Origin of the sequence: Blautia sp. OF09-25XD (assembly GCF_003482095.1) — a bacterium.
GTDB lineage: Bacteria > Bacillota > Clostridia > Lachnospirales > Lachnospiraceae > Fusicatenibacter > Fusicatenibacter saccharivorans.
Map to the genome: position 1 here is coordinate 85,203 of NZ_QUMG01000006.1, position 16,886 is coordinate 102,088.

The window sequence follows — 16,886 nt, forward strand, 5'->3', positions numbered from 1 at the left end:
TTTTTGTCCTCCTAAAAATTAATTTGTATCTCCAGAGATATTATCTCTCATGGATTCAAGTTCACTTCTTAGATCCGCAACCTCTACTTCAAGGTTCGATCTTCTTTGCTTTTCGAGTTGAAGCTCATGCGTTATTACCGCAATCAAATTAGTATATACCATACTATAAGTATCAATATAGCTATCCTCAGTGTTCTTCCTGTCGTGGTGTACCAGATCCAGCTCGTCTTCTCGGATTCCGAGTTCTCGCATGGCTTCTACGACATCCTGTGCGACGAATCCATAACAAATGCGCCCATCACCGTCAATCATCCGATACTGAACTGGTTTTAAGCGATCGAACAGCTCTGAATGAATATCCGTCTTATTGATCTTGCTCTCACCGAGTGGAAATATGTTTGTTTTGGCGCGGCGATCGGATGTGACCTGTGGGGAGTTTTTAACGATCAAACGCTCCCATACTCTTCCACTATCTCCGAGCATAATCTTTTCGGAGTACGCCTTGGTCGGTGCGAACGCTCCAGTATACACTCCTCCAGACCAGCCACAGCCATAAAATTCGACCTCTGCCTGATAACCTTTCTTCTTTGATTCAAGAATAATACTACCGTTACCCATGTCGAAGTTTGCTTTGTTGTTGGCATCCGAGTAAGTATTTACAACAAAAGAATCGTCAACAGCTCCGGCTATACAGCTTCCAGAAGAACTTGATGTCTCCAATACAGATTCGTGGACACCTTTAATATCTACATATTCGCTCTGGATTGACAGAGCCGCATTGCCGGATTTTGTTTCAACCAAAATCTTACCGACACCGCCACATAACTCAATAACCGCATCTTTTGCGTTCTTTCCAAGCTGTATCAACTTATCACCATAATATGCGAGTGTCGTTCCTGCCCGGTTAAGAATCTCAAATGCTGATGCTGAAATCTTAGTCCGATAACCAGACCAAGATCCGCTGGTTTTATTACCAACTTCCAATCCGGTCCCATCAGTAAACTGCATAAAGTTGGTGGCTGTTTTTGCTGCTTGTAAAGGATTCGCATTAATTGAACCAGATGGTAAAGAAGCTAATTTGGTTGATGTCCACGTCACTGTATATGGACCAGAACCTTGAGTATAGTTAAATACTCTCAGCTGCCCATACGGTTCATTTAATCTTGTTATAAGGCCCCACGTTGAAGTAGTCTTTTTATAAATCCATAATGACCATCCGCCTGAAGATCTTAGGAAATCCAATCCAGGATCTGAGTTATTTGCAGAGATAAAACTAAACTGGACATCAGTTGTCTCAAAACCTCTGCCACCAAGTTTAAATGTTGTTGGCTGATTTGCATACGAACCTGTGATCTTTATTGTAGCAAATTCGACATAAAGATTTGACTCACCGTTTCCATTTACCGTATGCACTACCTGATTTGCGTCCTTACCTGCAGCGCCCTGTGGACCTTGAGGACCTGTTGCGCCGGTTGCACCTTTATCTCCCTGAGGACCTTTATCTCCTTTTACACCTTGAGGACCTTGTGGTCCCTGAGGACCAGTTGCTCCTTTATCCCCTTTATCACCTTTGGCTCCAGTATCACCTTTTAAGCCTGTTATATCAACACAAATGACATTTGCAATATACCATTTAGTTGTGATATTGTTTGTCTGCTGTTCTATCTGAAAATATACGCTTCCTTTTGATTTTCCTGATGGACAAGTGAAGTTATATGTCGCTTCCTGCCAACTGTTACCAAGATCTTTGGTTGATGTCGGCGCCACAATTGTATCGTAAGCGTTTCCAGACGTCCGTGTTATGTACCATATGCCGGAGTTCAATTCGAGGGAACCCGTTATCCGCTTTCGGTGAACAGTTATGCGATACTGGTGTCCCGGAAATACTGGAAAAGCTGTTGAGCTATTTTGATGATCTCTGTGATCAAGTATATTAACTGCCGCGCCATTTGGAGCTGTGACGCTTGTATCAATCCTTGTTATCTGAGGCTTTCCTGACTCAAATAGCGGATTTACCCATAAATTTGTACCATTTTTTCCATCTTCTCCAGTGGCTCCCTTATTGCCATAAACGCCAATAACCCTTTTAGCCGTATCATTTGTGGTGTTATTTGTATATGTAATGGTTTCATAATTCCACAAATACTTATTTGTTTCGGTCATTGTTGGCACAGCCGTTGACCATGTCGTAGGAGCCGACGAATTCGAGGTTGAAACAGCATAATGCTCCGTTATGCTCTTGATACCATTTCCAGTTGGACCAGTTCCTCCAGTAGCACCTTTATCCCCTTTACTTCCCGTGACGCAAACTGCTGTTGTCGTTGAAGTCGTGTTGTCAGTATAGGTAATCACCGATCTCGTCCAAATATATTTACTGTTCTCCCATCCAGGATAAGTCGTGCTCCACGATCCGCCGGACATGGCTGTTGCTGACGTTGATTTGTAATACTGTTCTACAATAGATTTAACGCCTTTACCGGTTGCACCAGTCCCTCCAGTATCTCCTTTATCACCTTTGGCTCCGGTTGCTCCCTGTGCTCCTGCAATGCAAACTCCATTTTGATTTGGCGAATACGTTCTGTTACCAGCTCCGTCCGTTGTTACCGTACGACTCCACATATACTTTCCATTAACCCATGTTGGCGCTGTCGTCGACCATGATCCACCAGAAAGTGATGTTGCCGATGTTGAAAGATAATACTCAACATCAACAAAAGATACATAATCCTCTGGAGCTGGTGTCCAGTCAGTTGCAATGTTACCTTCTTCTAATTTTTCCCATTGAAAAGTAAGTGTTCCGGTGCCAGTAGCGCCTAGACCTAATCTCGGAATTATAACACTTCTCGTGCTATTTCCACCTTTAGGTATCGTATATGTAACCCAATATTTTGTCATTGTAGTAGTAAGAACGAAGTCGCATAAACCATCCGTGTAGGTTGATCTTTGTCCTTGACTGCCAACTACAGAAATAATATTTGACGGATTATAAAAATGCACTCGTATTTTATCGCCATTGACAGATGACTTTGCCCAGAAGGATAATGTATATACACTTCCATTTAGTAAGACCGTTGTTTTCCATGAGCATTTATCAGCATATCCCGATGTTGGATAGGTATACGTTATGGGAGATTTATGTGTTCCCACCAATAAATTTCGCCCACCGACGACAATTCCTTCCGGTGTACTACCAACGTTGTAAGCAGTTGAAGTTGTATTATCCGTATAGGTGATGATCGTACGAGTCCAGAAATATGGTTTGTCCGCACTTGTCGCCGGAGGAGTTGCTGACCATACTCCAGTAGGGATCGTAGTTCCAGACGAACTTGCCTGATATGTTACTGCAGTAGATTTAACGCCTTTTCCACTTGCACCCGTATCACCCTTATCACCTTTTGCTCCCGTCTCGCCCTTGATTTTCGCCCAGCTATAGGCGCTAACATTGGTCGGATCGTTCTGTGTGTAATCTACACATGTTCCAATGTAAGTTCCACTATCTTCGCCGCTGTTTCCGGTAAATGTCTTTCCACCGTCATTCGAATACTTAATGTGCAGATACGACGTTCTTCCGTTTACTCCATTTGTTCCCGGAATACCCTGCGTTCCCTTTTCACCTTGGATGCCTTGGAACCTTGACCACGTATATTTTGCAGGATCTGCTGAATCTGCTGCCGTAAAATCCACATACGTTCCAATATACGTATTGGGTACTTCTGTCATCTGGCTTGCTGTCGGGTTAGATACTGCAGCGTATTTGATGTGGAAGTACGTTGTTGAACCGTTCTTTCCGTCTTTCCCGGGAATGCCCTGCTCTCCTTTTTCTCCCTGTATTCCCTGCAAACCCTGCGTTCCCTGCGGCCCCTGAATCTTCGTCCATTTGTACTTCGTTGGTTCCGTGGAATCAGCCTTGGTATAATCTGTGTACACGCCAATGTACGTTTTTCCTGCCGAATTCGAAACAGAAAATCCTGTCTTCCCGTCTGCGCTATTGGCGTATGCGACATGCAGATACGGCGTTTTTCCGTCTGTTCCCGGCTTGCCCTGGATTCCCTGTGTACCATCTGCGCCTTTGATTTTCGACCAGCTGTATTTTGCCGGATCCGTGCTGTCTGCTGCTGTAAAATCCACATACATTCCGACGTAATCACGAGCCGCATCAGATACGGAAAATCCAACTTTTCCATCGGAACTGTTCGCATAAGCAATATGCGTGTACTGTGTTTTTCCGTCCGCGCCCTTTTCACCCTGAATGCCCTGGTCTCCCTTTTCTCCCTGGATTCCCTGCAATCCCTGCGTTCCCGGATCTCCTTTGTCGCCTTTTGGTCCCTGGAACTTCGTCCACCGGTATTTTGCCGGATTCGTGCTGTCTTCTTTTGCGAAATCCACGTATTGTCCGATATAAGTCTTATCTACGCTGTTCGTTGTAGAAAATCCGGACTTTCCGTCCGCGCTGATTGCATAGGCTATATGCAGGTAGCTGGTCTCACCATTGGTTCCATTTACACCCGGAATTCCGTCCGCTCCATCTTCTCCGTCATCTCCCTGGAACTGTCTCCAAGTATACTTCGTTGGATCCGTACTGTCTTCAAATGTAAAATCCGTATACGTTCCAATATATTTTCCAGTGTCCTTCCTCAGCTGGCTTGCTGCAGGGTTTAAGACGTCCGCGTATCTTACGTGGAAAAAGCTTGTCAGGCCGTCTTTTCCCGGTGCTCCTGCGATTCCCTGATCGCCAGCAACCTTTACCCAACTGTAAATGCCTGGGTCTGTCAACGCAGGCTGTTTTGTCGTCTGGTTATAGGCAATGCCCATATATTTTTTCCCACTTGAGTTAAGTGAAATTCCGCTGCCTGTTTCTGAATCGCCAAAAACAACCCAGGTATAAAACGTCCGGTTCTGTGCCAGTTTTTCGAACTGAGCAGCCAGTTCCACCATTTTATCTGATATACCGCTTGATTTTGCCTTGTAATCTCCAAGCGTAGCGGTATATTCATCGTTCGCAGCTGAAGACTCCAGCTTCATGATACGTGCCGACAAATATAGTTCTCCTGCATCGTCCACGACGTTCACTGTATCACCAATCCGGATTCCATCCGGCAGATACGCAAGTTCAACCTCATAGGATACCGCTGCATCATAGATCTTTTTCAGCTTTGAAACTGCCCGGTTGCAGAGTTCTGACTGACTGGTGGTATCGTAGGAATATGACTGGACAATATGCCCTGTTCCATTTCCCTTTTCAGACAGATACCTGCTCCATTTTGCCACAGCGCTCCTGGAATACAGCGTGCTGCCGGATAAATAGATGTCGCCATCATCGTATTTGTATCCCTTTAAAGTGATTGGCGTCTCGCTTTCCTCCGGATAACCTCCTGTAACGGACAGTGCAGTCGCCAGATCTTCCACAGAACTCTTTACAATGATATTGTTGATCTCCCGATTGATCCGCAGCTCCCTGCCGCTGTCTGTTCCCCGTTTTTTATGTAGATTGATATACTTGTGCCGGATCCGCAGCCGATCGATCTCAAAACTGTACGATACCTCCGCGTCAAACTGTGTGGCAACACTCAGAATTCTCTCCGAAGCTGTTGTTTCCCCCTCCCAGGACAGTTTTCTGTTCAGATTGCTGACCTCGTTCAGTCCTACTTCAAAACCGGAATCGTAGCTGAATTTCTCAACGTAATAGCTCGCCGGGTATGCTTTGTCGGCCGCATAGGCTCCAACCGTTTCATTCAGTAGATCCATTCCTGCGTCTTCTGCATAAATTTCGACTTCCTGTTTAAAAACATTCTCCTCACTGGTAATGATGGTATAGAATTCCTCTTCCTCTCCATTCTTTCGGAGAATGTAATTTCCGACTGCCCCATACCGAGAAGCTTCTTTTCTCGTTTTTTCTGTATAATTCAGTGTAAATTCAAGTGTTGCAACACCAGCTTCTACTTCTTCCGTTTTCAGGTCATCTGAAACTCTCAGCCCTTCCGGAAGATGTGTACTCGCCTGCCCCAGAACATTCATATGTCTGTCCGTAAAATACAAAATCACAGAAACACCTCCCTGTATTTCATCGTAAACTCTGGTTGTGTTGCCCAGTTCGAAGCGATACATTCGATCTGATTCGTCCCAGGTTTCAAGTAGAACCCTTCCCAATCATTTCCAAGTGCTCCAAGATCCTGCCGTGGAAGCCCCTGCAATGTAACATCTCCATTGCTGCAGTCTGCCGTTAAGATCTGGTTTGCCGCAAATTTGTTCGGGATATCTCGCCATTTCTCTACATTGTCGATGCGGATGGAAATCCCACGGAAATAATTTCTCGTGACGAATTGATTCCCTGTATCTCGCGCTCCCCACTGTCCAATGTAAAGCTTTACGCTGCATACTTTTGTATCTTTTAACTCCGGAACTGTGAATTCTTTGTATCCGCCAAACCAGTAGAAACGTATTTTTTCGCCACTCTTTAAAATATCGCTATCACCACGCAAACGATTATATGGATTGGAATCGTCTCTGTAGCATGGTTCAAATGTATATTTCTTTACAACTCGCGGTTTATTTCCACCTACCCACATGCACATAGCTGCTGTGTTTCCGCTCATGTCATTCTTATAGATTTCCTGGCAACAAATCATTTTTCCATTTGTATCGCAAAAAGCAACCGCCTGGCATCCTGTCTGCCCCATCAAACCCGTCTCAAACCAGCTGTTCACGTAACAATATAGATTAGCAGATCCCTTCGTTCCGTTTGAATCCACAATCGGAATTGTTTTCATTGCCCCGTTCCATCCATTTTTATTTGCCGTTGTAGCATATCCACTGCTGGCCAAATACAGCCCCTGCGTCCCGTCATAAACATCCATAACACTCAATTTTCCGGCTGTTTTACTCGTGTCGTGAAGAAAATTATTTCCTGTGTCGTCTGTCCATTTCGTATCTTTTGCCCATATTCTTCTGTCCTTATAGTTTGTTACCATTTCACTTTTTTTGTACGTTTCGCCGTACGTTTCGCCGTCCGTTTCATCCGGGTCGCCAAACTGAAGGATTTTCTTTGATTCATTCACGAATCCAATCATTCCATTGTCGCTTTTCATTTTCGCCTGGAAGGACGGAAATGCTTTGTACGTGCCATTGTAGGACACGACGAACGTTTTTCCGCCATCCGCAGTTGGTTTGGCTGTAAATTCCTCAACGGAATATTTAAATGGATCTGCGCAGTAAAATTCGAGTTCTGATGCGATGGCGTTCTTACCGGTCGGAACCTCAGAAGACCCCTGCTTTGTTCCAATGAAAAACTTATCCGGTTCATCGGCAAAAATCAGCGTTGCCTGCTCCTCATCCAGCAATGCATTCAGTTTGTTGTACGCATTCCGGAAAGCCCCATTATCTTCCGCAATCAGCTGATATCCTACCACGATCGTCCTTGACGGGTACCGTTTCCTTCTGTACCTCGCACCGTCCAATGCACCGACTTCCAGCTCCGTAAGTTCTGTATTGATAATTTCCCGGCCGGACACATACAGTGTCCGGTATCCGGGAATCACATTTTCCAAATAGTTTCCATTAAACATGAGAGCCTCCGAAGGCAGGTTCTGCCCTGGGTACCGCTCTGTGGTATCTACAAAGTTATACATTAGTTCTCCTGCCTTTCTTTCTGTTCTCCCTTGTCTCCTGTTTCTCAATTTCTTCTCGTGTATACGTTGCAGTCGCTTTTCCAATCTCTCTTCCGTCCAGATTAACCGGTACGTAGATGGTATACTTTCCGCTGCTGCTGTACTGGTAACTGTCGTTCAGATCTTCATAGCCTGTTCTAAGGCTCATCCCGATTTCCGGCACAGGTGCAAGCTCTGGAATTTGTATCAGTTCCATAGTTGCCTGTTTTGCTTCCTGGACATGATCCATAAGCCCGTTGATCCAGCCGATTCCAAAATAACTACCAAGCTTATCCGCAACCCGTGACGGACTGTGAATCTGTGCTTTCGCGCGGATTGCCGCCTCTGCAGCAGCCGCAAGCTGTGCCGCCACTGCTCTTACATAGCCAACCTGACTTGCCATACCGTTAGCGAGACCCATGCCGATGTAAGCACCGCTGTTATAGGCCCCACCTGCCGATGATCGCATGGTAATTACGATTGAATTTGACATTGTTTCTGCTGTAGAAACCGCCCTTGACATTCCAGCTGAAACGCCATTATTAAAATTATTTCCAACCGCATTTCCAGAAGTCTTCGCTTTACTTTCACCTTGGGAAAACTGCTTAATCAATGCACTGATCGCAGATTTCGCCTTGTTTCCCAATGCATCCAGCCCAGAATTCACAACATTCACGCTGGAGCGCATACCTGTAAGCGATTTTTCAGCGCTTTTCGCATTTCCGGCGATTGACTTCATACTGGAATTTACTGATTTCAGAGCAACTACCATAAGACCGGTTCCTGCGGCTCCGGCCACCATTGCCGCTGCAAATACGCCAACTGTTACAGCTGCCGCGCCAGAAGATCCTGCCAAAATCACAAAAACTGCACTGGCCGCAGTACCAGATCCAAGTAATGCCGTCAATCCAGCCGCACTGGCCTTTGCGCCAGCCGCTACAAGTGGAAACGCTGCTCCCATAATCGTCAAACCTGCACCTGCCATCACAAGCGAAGCTCCAAGCACCGCTGCTCCGGCAGCCAATGCAATTACTCCTGCGGCTGCAGCCAGTGCAGTTACGCCGACCAACGCAAGACCAACTCCGAGCACGGTTGCGCCAACTCCTCCAACAGCAGCTCCGGTGCCAAAAACAATCATGCTTGTGCCAAGCTGAGCAATAGCTACCGCTCCCTGGCTTCCATATTGTACAATTGAAGGAAGAACAGCGGACACAACCGCCAATGCCGCGCTGGCAATCAACGCACCTGTTGCCACCAAAACAATAGCGGCTCCAAATGCAATAAAACCAACTGCTCCCACTGTTAGTGCTGGTCCAAGAGCAGCCGCTCCAACTGCCAACAAAGCGATTGCCGCAACCATGCCAACCATACATCCAATAGCCAGCGGACCGGCATTTGCAAGATTAATAGCCGCCAAGGATAACAAACTGATTCCGACTGCTGCAATTAATACCGCAGCGCCAAACGCAACAAATCCAACCGCTCCGGCCGAAAGCGTTGGCGCTACACTCTTGGCCACCAGCATCAAGCCGCCAAGTGCAACCACCATTCCTACCATTACGCCGATAGCCAGCGGACCGGCACTCGCCAACTGAATCGAAGAATATGCCAAAAGTGCCAAACCTGCGCTAATCATTAGCACAGCCGCTCCCAACGCCAGAAGCGCCGGTGCCATCGCTGTTAATTTCTTTGAACCGCCGGACATAGATGAAAACAATTTCGTCATACCAACTGCGAGCCCTACTACCACGCCAATCAAACCGGCAAAAACAGCTATTGCCCCCGGACCAGCATTGGCTACTGCAATTGCCGACTGTGCAAGCAAGTAGAATCCTGCGCTGATCGCCAGCACTCCAACGCCCATCATCATAAAAGCTTGGCAGACGCTACCATTTTCTTCGCACTACCGCCGCTGGATTTTCCAACCGCCTCCTGGCCTTTTGAAACACCAAATAGCCCAGGTGCGATTTTCCCGAGTCCAGCCTTTGCCAGCCCTCCAACAGCTCCTGTAAATGCGCCAACAAATGGTGCTACAGCCTTAACGATTTTAAAGCCTTTATATGCAATCAAGAGTTTCGGAAGTGCCACCGCTACTTTTGCAATCGCGTCCGAATGTTTTTCCAAAAATCCCGAAACTGCTACAATTCCATCTTTGACCTCTCCCAAAGTGGTAGAGAAATTTTCAATACTTTCTGTGCTGCCAAAAGAACCTGAAAGCTTCTTGATATCTCCTATGATCGCCCCAGCCGCATCGCCCAGTGCCGTTCCCGCTTCCAATGCGTCCGTTTTGAAAATATCCCAATATGGTTTTGCTTTCTCAACCATTGATTCTATTTTATCGACAGCCTTTTCGATCCCTTTTCCGCTGGCAAGCTTTTCATCAATTTTTCCAACCGTCTCAGTTGCGATGCCAACCAAACCTCTCATTTTTCCGCCAACCTGGTTGAATGCAGTAATTCCAAGTCCTTCCATAGCAGACTGCAGTTTCACGACATCGTGCTGAAGATTATCCATTTTGATCTCTGCCATTTCTTTGGCTGCACCGTCACTGTTATAAATGGCATTGGTTAACTTGTCAAAATCCTCTGGTGCCGCACTCACGATTGAAAGCAGACCTGACATACCCTCTTTTCCAGCTAACGTAGCAGCGTATTTGGCCTTTAACGCTCCCTCTGCTCCATAAGCCTTTTCCGTTAAATCTGCTAATGCTTCATTATACTTCTTTTCTGTCAGCTCTCCATTGGCATACTTTTCGTCAAGTTTTGCAAGGTTCTCTTGGAACTGATCCATTGGCATTTTGCATTGTCCAAATGCACCGCGCAGATCGGTTACAATGTCCATCAGAGACTTCATCGAGCCATCACCATTCTGCAACGATATGCCCAAATAATCCATTGCGTCACTGATATCATCTGTTGGCTTTGCAAGATTCGTCAGAATAGTTCGAAGGCTACTTCCGGCCATGCTGCTTTTCAATCCTGATGAAGCCATGAGACCGAGAGCGATGGCTGTATCTTCTACACTATAGCCTAACGATCCAGCTACCGGAGCCGCATATTTAAATGATTCACCCAACATGGCAACATTTGTATTGGAATTGGCCGAAGCCGCTGCAAGAACGTCAGCAAAATGTGAAGCGTTAGAAACTTCTTTCGTAAAACCATCTTTAATAATTTTGGTTGTGCCATCTGCTGATAAGCCGAACGCTGTCATCGCATCTGTTACAATGTCAGAAACGCCTGCCAAATCTTCTCCCGACGCTGCGGCTAGATCCATTACACCTTCGATTCCATTTAACATATCCTCAGTTTTCCAGCCGGCCATTGCCATATACTCCATCGCAGAAGCTGTCTCGCTTGCGGTGTACTGCGTGGATTTTCCAAGCTGTTTTGCCTTTTCAGACAGTCTATCAAAGTCGGATCCTGTAGCTCCGGAAATAGCTGCTACAGACGACATAGCATTCTCAAAATTCGCGCCAGCGCTTATTGCACCAGCAGTCAAGCTTTTCAGTCCGCTTCCGATTGCCGAGACTGCCTTGGATCCAATCGCCGCCATAGCACCAAATCCAATTCCACTTGTAAGCGTATTTTTCAGATTATCAGCATAACTGCTACATGATTTCATCATTGACGAGAAGTTTTTATCTTCCGCGCACAAAACCGCTTTTACGCTATAAGATTCTGCCATCTGTTCGCCCTCCTTTCTTTAACAACTTGGATATTCCAACAAAACGCGGATCGCTCTTCTTATGTTTCTTTTCCTTCACATTTTTTAATTCTTTTTCATAGTCGAAGAAATTTCGGAATCTTTTGTATACTGGCACTGTTTTCTTCCCAGATTTTTTCTGCGCCTGGGCAGCAAAATTCAGAAAGGCTTGCCGATGTGCCCTGTATTCGTCGTCTACTATCCGATATCTCAGCGCTTCCATCATAATTTCGTACTGTGCTATCGTCAGACGATCAACCTGCTCAAACGATGTGAATCCCAAATACCGGAAGCAGCTGATTGCAGCTTCCCGGTATTGTTCTTCGAAGCTCGCCTCTTCATGAGTTATATCGCCTACTTCTTCGCTTTTTCTTCCTCGATCGTCTTCTCGAGATTCTGGACGCATTTCTTCGTAGCATTTGCACTCTTTAAGAAACCCATCGTATCTTCGAAGAGCTGATTGATATCGGTATCCGGATCATCAATATATTCATCCAGAATTTCTGTAGTTGCTCTCGGATTCTGCCCTTTATTCGCTACGAGTAACAGATCCTCAAGAGACTCTACATCTCCGTCCATGATCCCTGCCACAGCGTATCTCAGGCCAATATTCTTCTTAGCATCTTTTACTCCGTCTACCGGCATAGTTACTTTTTTATTCATTTCTCTCATGAATCCCATGCCAAAATTAAACTGATACACCTGTCCATTGATTGTAAGTTCCATATCATTTTTCTCCTTTACTGTTCAAAAAAGAGGACGATTGCTCGCCCTCTGCATTTTTACGCTCCTGTTTTAGTTGTATCTGTAAATACGTATGCCGCTACTTCCTGCTGTGCGGCTGTCACTGTCACATCGCCTTTCTCGCCGGTTCCGTTTACGCCAAAGGTAAGGGATACTTCTACCATATCCTCGGCATTCGAAGTCTTTTCCAGCTCCGTTACGTAACCCTGGAAATATTTTCCCTTGAATTTATTGCTTCCGCTGGATGCTGGTTCATCCAGATTTGCTTCCCAGATCTCAACCAGTTCATCATTGATCATGGCATCTTCAAGAGAGTCGATCAGTGTGTCGCCCTTGGCAAGAATACTGGTTGCCGTAATCTCAACCTCGGCTGCTCCCGGGGTTCGAATCGTGCCGTCCTTGGTCTCTGTGGTATCTGCATCCTTGCTTGTCGTTCTTCCGTTTTCTGTAGTAAAGGCTAATGCTGTAGCTGCATTTTTAGCCGCGTCTTTCTTGAGACGGTACAGATAGACGATCTTTTTGCCACGGATCGCATCTGCAAATAACTGCAAATCAATTGTTTTTCTCATGCTGTTCTCCTAACTGAATGAAAAGGTCACTTCCAGAATTCCGTGAAGAAGTGGCTGTTTCGTTGTTATGTCCGCCAATATCTGCTGATTCATTTCCTGCACGGACCAGGAAAAGTGGCCGGTATGTTCTAATTTCCTGCAGATCTGTTTTGCCTGCAGCAGTATCTGTGATACCGTTCCACGCTGCCGTGGATTGCTGTGCCATACATGGATCGTCTGGCTGACCGTCCCGAACACAGCGCTTTTATTTTCCCTGTCATTCTGGTCGTTGTCTGCCAGATAAAGAAACGGGTATGGCGTGCCTTCCGGCGGCAGAAACGTATCATACACGCTGTCCGGATATTCTTTTTTCAGTGCAACCAGAAGGGCACTGAACAATTCCTGCTGTGGATCCATCAGTTCACCTCACTAATTTCTTCATATCCGACTTGAATTTTTCCTTCTGCTGGTTATAGGACGGCCGCATATAAGGCTGTGCGTTCATAAAACGGGTACCATACTCCACATACGCCGCATACTCTGCCGTCGGCTCTACTTCCGCCGTAAGACCGCCATCTCGGATCTCAAGACCGATGTTTCGTTTCAAATTACCAGTATCCACTGGAGCTTTTCTCTGTGCGGCCTCCTGCAGCGCTGCACCATTATCCTTTACTATCTGTTTCACTTTACTCATCTGCACGTTTTTTTTCAGTTTAACCTGCAGTTTTTCCATTCCTTCCAGCTTGATTTTCGGCATCAGACCACCTCCGATAGTATGAATGTCTGTTTTACACGCAATTTCCGCGTATAGTCCACTTTATAGTTCGTGTTCCCGATCCGAATTCTGTCATATGGCTTCTGATAATGGTTCTGGAGCTGCACTGTCACGCTGCCCTGACGGATCCCACCGTATACGATCTGCATGATTTCCGCCCGCGTATCCATCACAGATGCCATTTTCCGCACCTCTGTTACCTGATCGTCGGCATAGTTTCCAGTCGTTGGATCATACTCACCCGGCAGGACTCGCCGGAAGAAAATTGGCGTATCGTATCTCACAAAAACTTCACCTTTCCCTTCCTTGCCTCCCGCTGGCTGTCCAGATAAGACTGAATATCATCCATGTACCCGGCAAAATCATTTTCAGACCAGGAAAGGCTCTCGCCCTCAACACTGTGAGAGGAGAGCCCTTCTGATCCGATTCGGTTGAATCGAATGACTGAAACATCCAATATGATGTATTCCATTTCTTCCGGCGGCTCCAGACCGCCAAGAAGAAATTTCAACCGCTGTTTCGTGGCATTCAGAATCAGCTGTAGCTGCTGTTCTGTCTTTTTATCTGTGTCTTCCAGTCCAAGAAGCAGTTTCAGATCTTCGAGCATCGACTGCCTCCTACTTCTCTGGTTCTTTTACCAGTTCGATCACCGGGGTTCCACGCAGGTTTTTATCCGAAGCAAGCTCTTCCAGACGCTCTTTCGAGACCTTGATTCCCTCGCGCGGGAAAACATCACCCTCTCGGTACTCATGGTCATCGTCATGAAGATCCGTAAAGTATTCAATCACCCTGTACATAGGTTCCTCCTTCTCAGCTCTTCACAGCTACTGTTACATCGCCGGAACGGACTGCTTTATAGTTCTGATCACACTCAACCAGCGTGATGTGATGGGTTTCTGTAGATGCGATTTCGGATTCTCCATCCCATTTGCTCCAGTTTTTCACGTCATCGCCGTATTTCACGGTAGTCGCGGATGCCGCATCTTTGTACTTCCAGCAGTTTTTCATAGACATCAGCTGCTCTTTTACGGAGATCTTTGTTTTTCCGGTTTCAGAACCTTCTGCGGATGTCAGGGTCAGTTTTCCCAGTGTCTGGGTATCAGCTCCGCCAACAGAGATATAGGCGATCGCATCCAGGTACTCACAGAAGATCCGCAGTCCCATGATTGCAAACAGATCCGACATTGCACGCTCATAAGAGCCCTGAGAGTGGAAACCGATGAAATTTGTGGTTGGATCTGTGGTATAAACCAGGCCTGATTTTGCAAATTCAGAATCACCCGGGTCAACATAATATCCGATGATATTGTTGAGCGGAGTGGCGATGACTACGTTTTCCGGAATTTCAGAGCTGATAAAAACAACCTCCGCTCCAAGGAAATTTTTCATGTATTCAAAGCCGAATGCCGTCTGCAGCGTGATGTTCGCAGCGCCAACATATTTGTATACATCCAGTGTGTTCACCCAGAGGCTGTTCCGGTTGCACTTCTCCGCATCTTTTTAAATTTGTCCTTTACTTTACCGATTGCCATCGCAACCGCCATCTGCCAGGTGCTTTCATGTCCGGTCAGGGATCCGGCTTTCAGCTGAGCATAGAACTTATCCATGACCACGTTCTGCAGATCCGTTTTAAATTCTTCATCTGTGGACTGTACAGCGGCATCATAGCCCTTTTCTGCGATCGCTTCCAGGGATACACCTTTTCTGTACTTTTCGATCCGAATGGTATCAAACGGTGTCTCCACTACCTCATAACGGGAATACGGGATTTCCTCACCCTCGCCTACATCGCCGGACTGAAGGGTTCCTGTTACTTTCTTTGTTTTTAATACCGAATTGTTTTCTTTTCGGATCATCCGGGCAATACCAAGAATGTCCAGAAGTGCCTGAATATTCTTTCCAAAGCTCGTTACGAAGTCAATCTCACGGGCTTTTACCTGGATCTGTGCCTTACCTGTCATGTTATCCGGTGCCGCAAATACCTGCAGCCCTAATTTTCCAATTCTATGCATGCTGTTTTCCTCCTACTGAAATAATGCAATATTTTCTGCAATCAGCCGCTGCCGTTCAATTGGGTTGCTGACTGCAAGAATCTGTTCTTTTGTCACAGCGCCTTTTCCGCCGGATCCGCCCTTTGGGGCATTTCCTTTCAGGGCATCTTTTACGGCAGCCTGTACTGCATCCTTGTACATCTTTGTGAAAGCTTCGACTGCCGTCTTGGTATCCTCAGCGCTTTCCGATACCAGATGTGCCAGAATTTCATCCGGGATGTTGATTTCTTCATCTGCCAGCATCTTTCTGGCCGTCTTTGACATTTCCGAGAGCGAATTCTGCCGTTTCAGATCTGCCAGTTCCTTTTCCAACTTCCGGGTTTTATACTCCGCTTTCTCTTCCTTTGTCATCTTCGCCAGCTTTTCCGCCTCTGAAAGCTTATCATCAGTCAGTGCCTGCCACTTTTCCTGCGCTTTGGTCACTGCTGTATTTACCGCTTTCTGCACTCTGCGGTCGAACTCCGCGCGATTCTCTGCCTGCCCCAGAAAATCATCAAACGACATCTCATTGCCGCTATCTCCAGAACCTGCTCCGGCTCCGTCCTCGTTTCCGTTTCCGGCTCCGCTGCCGTCTCCTTCACCTTCTGCAAATAACTGCAGGTTGTTCATTGGAATTCTCCAACGCATGTTTCTGTACTTCATTTCTTTTCCCTTTCTGCCCCGTCCCGTTCCATGCAGGCCCGTGCCGTTGCTCCTGGTGTTGTAGTTTAACGACATCCCGGTCACACCTGTTACACAATCCGGACACAGTCCGGGTATTCGTCAGCGATCATACAGATGCCAACAAAAAAGGAATCCACCAGAGTTTTTGCTTTCTCTGATAAATTCCCGTATTTGATATCTGCCCATCCGGGTGATATGCTGTATTCTATTTTATCCTCTGTCAGATCCTCGATCGACCGGATCAGTGTCTGCACCAGTGCCGTTGCGCCGGCGCAAACGATATCCTGCCCCGCTACTGCATAATTTGCATGGCCGAATAATGTAATCTCATCCGGACGGATTTTTACTTCAATCATGGTTGCCCTTTCAGTCTTTGTGTGTTACTGTCGCTCCCCACTCTGGCAGAAAATTGATTTCATAATGGTATTTATCTACATCTGCTCCGGAAACATCTTCGACAACATACATGGTATAGTCATTTAGATATACCAGATCTTTCTTGTATTTGCCCTCTTCTGTCTCGATAATGACCTCAAGTTCGTTATCCGTATTATTTTTCAGGGCAAATGTTCCTGTCAATTCCAGCAGGATCGTGTCCGTCCGTGCATTCACTACTGTGAGTTTCCGCGTTACATTGAAGTTGTCAGCCTCCTGCGAAATGTTGTTGCTGACCTGATTCACTTCTGCGCAGCCGGTAAAGGCCATACACAAAAGCAATGCCATCAGCAACACTGCCATCATTTTCTTTTTCATGTTC

The 16,886-nt window shown here is 46.3% G+C and carries 17 protein-coding genes; all 17 read right to left on the bottom strand.

All coding sequences use genetic code 11. The annotated features are described in order from the left end of the window. Nucleotides 1-18 precede the first annotated feature (18 nt). Nucleotides 19-6,105: a phage tail spike protein gene (locus DXA93_RS19030; RefSeq protein WP_119207908.1), complete on the bottom strand. Its 6,087-nt coding sequence runs from the start codon at nucleotides 6,103-6,105 to the stop codon at nucleotides 19-21. Further along, a complete protein-coding gene (locus DXA93_RS06810; RefSeq protein ID WP_119207909.1) occupies nucleotides 6,039-7,625 on the bottom strand; it encodes a distal tail protein Dit in 1,587 nt (528 codons plus the stop codon). The genes DXA93_RS19030 and DXA93_RS06810 overlap by 67 nt, the downstream gene beginning before the upstream one ends. Beyond that, nucleotides 7,618-9,369 carry a hypothetical protein gene (locus DXA93_RS06815; protein WP_158583271.1) on the bottom strand — a complete coding sequence of 584 codons (1,752 nt, stop codon included), beginning with the start codon at nucleotides 9,367-9,369 and terminating at the stop codon, nucleotides 7,618-7,620. Before DXA93_RS06815 ends, DXA93_RS06810 begins: the two co-directional genes overlap by 8 nt. Before the next feature lie 140 nt (nucleotides 9,370-9,509). Then, nucleotides 9,510-11,330, bottom strand: coding sequence for a phage tail tape measure protein (locus DXA93_RS06820; protein ID WP_119207911.1), 1,821 nt, complete (start codon nucleotides 11,328-11,330; stop codon nucleotides 9,510-9,512). Further along, a complete protein-coding gene (locus DXA93_RS06825; RefSeq protein ID WP_070103726.1) occupies nucleotides 11,314-11,574 on the bottom strand; it encodes a hypothetical protein in 261 nt (86 codons plus the stop codon). The genes DXA93_RS06820 and DXA93_RS06825 overlap by 17 nt, the downstream gene beginning before the upstream one ends. A 128-nt stretch (nucleotides 11,575-11,702) precedes the next feature. Then, nucleotides 11,703-12,074 carry a tail assembly chaperone gene (locus tag DXA93_RS06830; protein ID WP_119207912.1) on the bottom strand — a complete coding sequence of 124 codons (372 nt, stop codon included), beginning with the start codon at nucleotides 12,072-12,074 and terminating at the stop codon, nucleotides 11,703-11,705. Nucleotides 12,075-12,130: 56 nt separating this feature from the next. Beyond that, complete coding sequence (locus DXA93_RS06835; protein ID WP_119207913.1) at nucleotides 12,131-12,661, bottom strand: phage major tail protein, TP901-1 family; 531 nt, start codon at nucleotides 12,659-12,661, stop codon at nucleotides 12,131-12,133. A 9-nt stretch (nucleotides 12,662-12,670) separates the two neighbouring features. Then, on the bottom strand, nucleotides 12,671-13,057 hold the full coding sequence (locus DXA93_RS06840) for a hypothetical protein (protein WP_119207914.1): 387 nt from the start codon (nucleotides 13,055-13,057) through the stop codon (nucleotides 12,671-12,673). A 4-nt stretch (nucleotides 13,058-13,061) separates the two neighbouring features. Beyond that, complete coding sequence (locus DXA93_RS06845; protein WP_199709555.1) at nucleotides 13,062-13,397, bottom strand: HK97-gp10 family putative phage morphogenesis protein; 336 nt, start codon at nucleotides 13,395-13,397, stop codon at nucleotides 13,062-13,064. Next, the gene (locus tag DXA93_RS06850) at nucleotides 13,397-13,699 is read right to left on the bottom strand and encodes a hypothetical protein (RefSeq protein WP_119207916.1); all 303 of its coding nucleotides are present in this window, start codon (nucleotides 13,697-13,699) and stop codon (nucleotides 13,397-13,399) included. Before DXA93_RS06850 ends, DXA93_RS06845 begins: the two co-directional genes overlap by 1 nt. Beyond that, complete coding sequence (locus tag DXA93_RS06855) at nucleotides 13,696-14,022, bottom strand: phage head-tail connector protein (RefSeq protein ID WP_119207917.1); 327 nt, start codon at nucleotides 14,020-14,022, stop codon at nucleotides 13,696-13,698. Before DXA93_RS06855 ends, DXA93_RS06850 begins: the two co-directional genes overlap by 4 nt. 10 nt (nucleotides 14,023-14,032) lie before the next feature. Beyond that, on the bottom strand, nucleotides 14,033-14,212 hold the full coding sequence (locus DXA93_RS06860; RefSeq protein WP_119207918.1) for a hypothetical protein: 180 nt from the start codon (nucleotides 14,210-14,212) through the stop codon (nucleotides 14,033-14,035). Between the two features lie 13 nt (nucleotides 14,213-14,225). Beyond that, on the bottom strand, nucleotides 14,226-14,879 hold the full coding sequence (locus DXA93_RS18360) for a hypothetical protein (RefSeq protein ID WP_243109165.1): 654 nt from the start codon (nucleotides 14,877-14,879) through the stop codon (nucleotides 14,226-14,228). After that, nucleotides 14,876-15,427 carry a hypothetical protein gene (locus DXA93_RS18365; RefSeq protein WP_243109166.1) on the bottom strand — a complete coding sequence of 184 codons (552 nt, stop codon included), beginning with the start codon at nucleotides 15,425-15,427 and terminating at the stop codon, nucleotides 14,876-14,878. Before DXA93_RS18365 ends, DXA93_RS18360 begins: the two co-directional genes overlap by 4 nt. Nucleotides 15,428-15,439: 12 nt before the next feature. Further along, nucleotides 15,440-16,075, bottom strand: a complete 636-nt coding sequence (locus DXA93_RS06870; protein WP_119207977.1) for a DUF4355 domain-containing protein — start codon at nucleotides 16,073-16,075, stop codon at nucleotides 15,440-15,442. Between the two features lie 122 nt (nucleotides 16,076-16,197). Then, the gene (locus DXA93_RS06875; RefSeq protein ID WP_119207919.1) at nucleotides 16,198-16,485 is read right to left on the bottom strand and encodes a ribosomal-processing cysteine protease Prp; all 288 of its coding nucleotides are present in this window, start codon (nucleotides 16,483-16,485) and stop codon (nucleotides 16,198-16,200) included. Between the two features lie 10 nt (nucleotides 16,486-16,495). Beyond that, on the bottom strand, nucleotides 16,496-16,882 hold the full coding sequence (locus tag DXA93_RS06880) for a beta-sandwich lipoprotein (RefSeq protein WP_119207979.1): 387 nt from the start codon (nucleotides 16,880-16,882) through the stop codon (nucleotides 16,496-16,498). Nucleotides 16,883-16,886 lie beyond the last annotated feature (4 nt).

What these genes read in the sequence shown, in the direction of transcription:
- DXA93_RS06880 (WP_119207979.1), bottom strand. Translation starts at nt 16,882, where the DNA reads ATGAAAAAGAAAATGATGGCAGTGTTGCTGATGGCATTGCTTTTGTGT.
- DXA93_RS06835 (WP_119207913.1), bottom strand. Translation starts at nt 12,661, where the DNA reads ATGAGAAAAACAATTGATTTGCAGTTATTTGCAGATGCGATCCGTGGC.
- DXA93_RS06875 (WP_119207919.1), bottom strand. Translation starts at nt 16,485, where the DNA reads ATGATTGAAGTAAAAATCCGTCCGGATGAGATTACATTATTCGGCCAT.
- DXA93_RS06845 (WP_199709555.1), bottom strand. Translation starts at nt 13,397, where the DNA reads ATGCCGAAAATCAAGCTGGAAGGAATGGAAAAACTGCAGGTTAAACTG.
- DXA93_RS06870 (WP_119207977.1), bottom strand. Translation starts at nt 16,075, where the DNA reads ATGAACAACCTGCAGTTATTTGCAGAAGGTGAAGGAGACGGCAGCGGA.
- DXA93_RS06825 (WP_070103726.1), bottom strand. Translation starts at nt 11,574, where the DNA reads ATGATGGAAGCGCTGAGATATCGGATAGTAGACGACGAATACAGGGCA.
- DXA93_RS06840 (WP_119207914.1), bottom strand. Translation starts at nt 13,057, where the DNA reads ATGGATCCACAGCAGGAATTGTTCAGTGCCCTTCTGGTTGCACTGAAA.
- DXA93_RS18365 (WP_243109166.1), bottom strand. Translation starts at nt 15,427, where the DNA reads ATGCATAGAATTGGAAAATTAGGGCTGCAGGTATTTGCGGCACCGGAT.
- DXA93_RS06820 (WP_119207911.1), bottom strand. Translation starts at nt 11,330, where the DNA reads ATGGCAGAATCTTATAGCGTAAAAGCGGTTTTGTGCGCGGAAGATAAA.
- DXA93_RS06860 (WP_119207918.1), bottom strand. Translation starts at nt 14,212, where the DNA reads ATGTACAGGGTGATTGAATACTTTACGGATCTTCATGACGATGACCAT.
- DXA93_RS06855 (WP_119207917.1), bottom strand. Translation starts at nt 14,022, where the DNA reads ATGCTCGAAGATCTGAAACTGCTTCTTGGACTGGAAGACACAGATAAA.
- DXA93_RS06830 (WP_119207912.1), bottom strand. Translation starts at nt 12,074, where the DNA reads ATGGAACTTACAATCAATGGACAGGTGTATCAGTTTAATTTTGGCATG.
- DXA93_RS06810 (WP_119207909.1), bottom strand. Translation starts at nt 7,625, where the DNA reads ATGTATAACTTTGTAGATACCACAGAGCGGTACCCAGGGCAGAACCTG.
- DXA93_RS19030 (WP_119207908.1), bottom strand. Translation starts at nt 6,105, where the DNA reads ATGTATCGCTTCGAACTGGGCAACACAACCAGAGTTTACGATGAAATA.
- DXA93_RS06815 (WP_158583271.1), bottom strand. Translation starts at nt 9,369, where the DNA reads ATGACGAAATTGTTTTCATCTATGTCCGGCGGTTCAAAGAAATTAACA.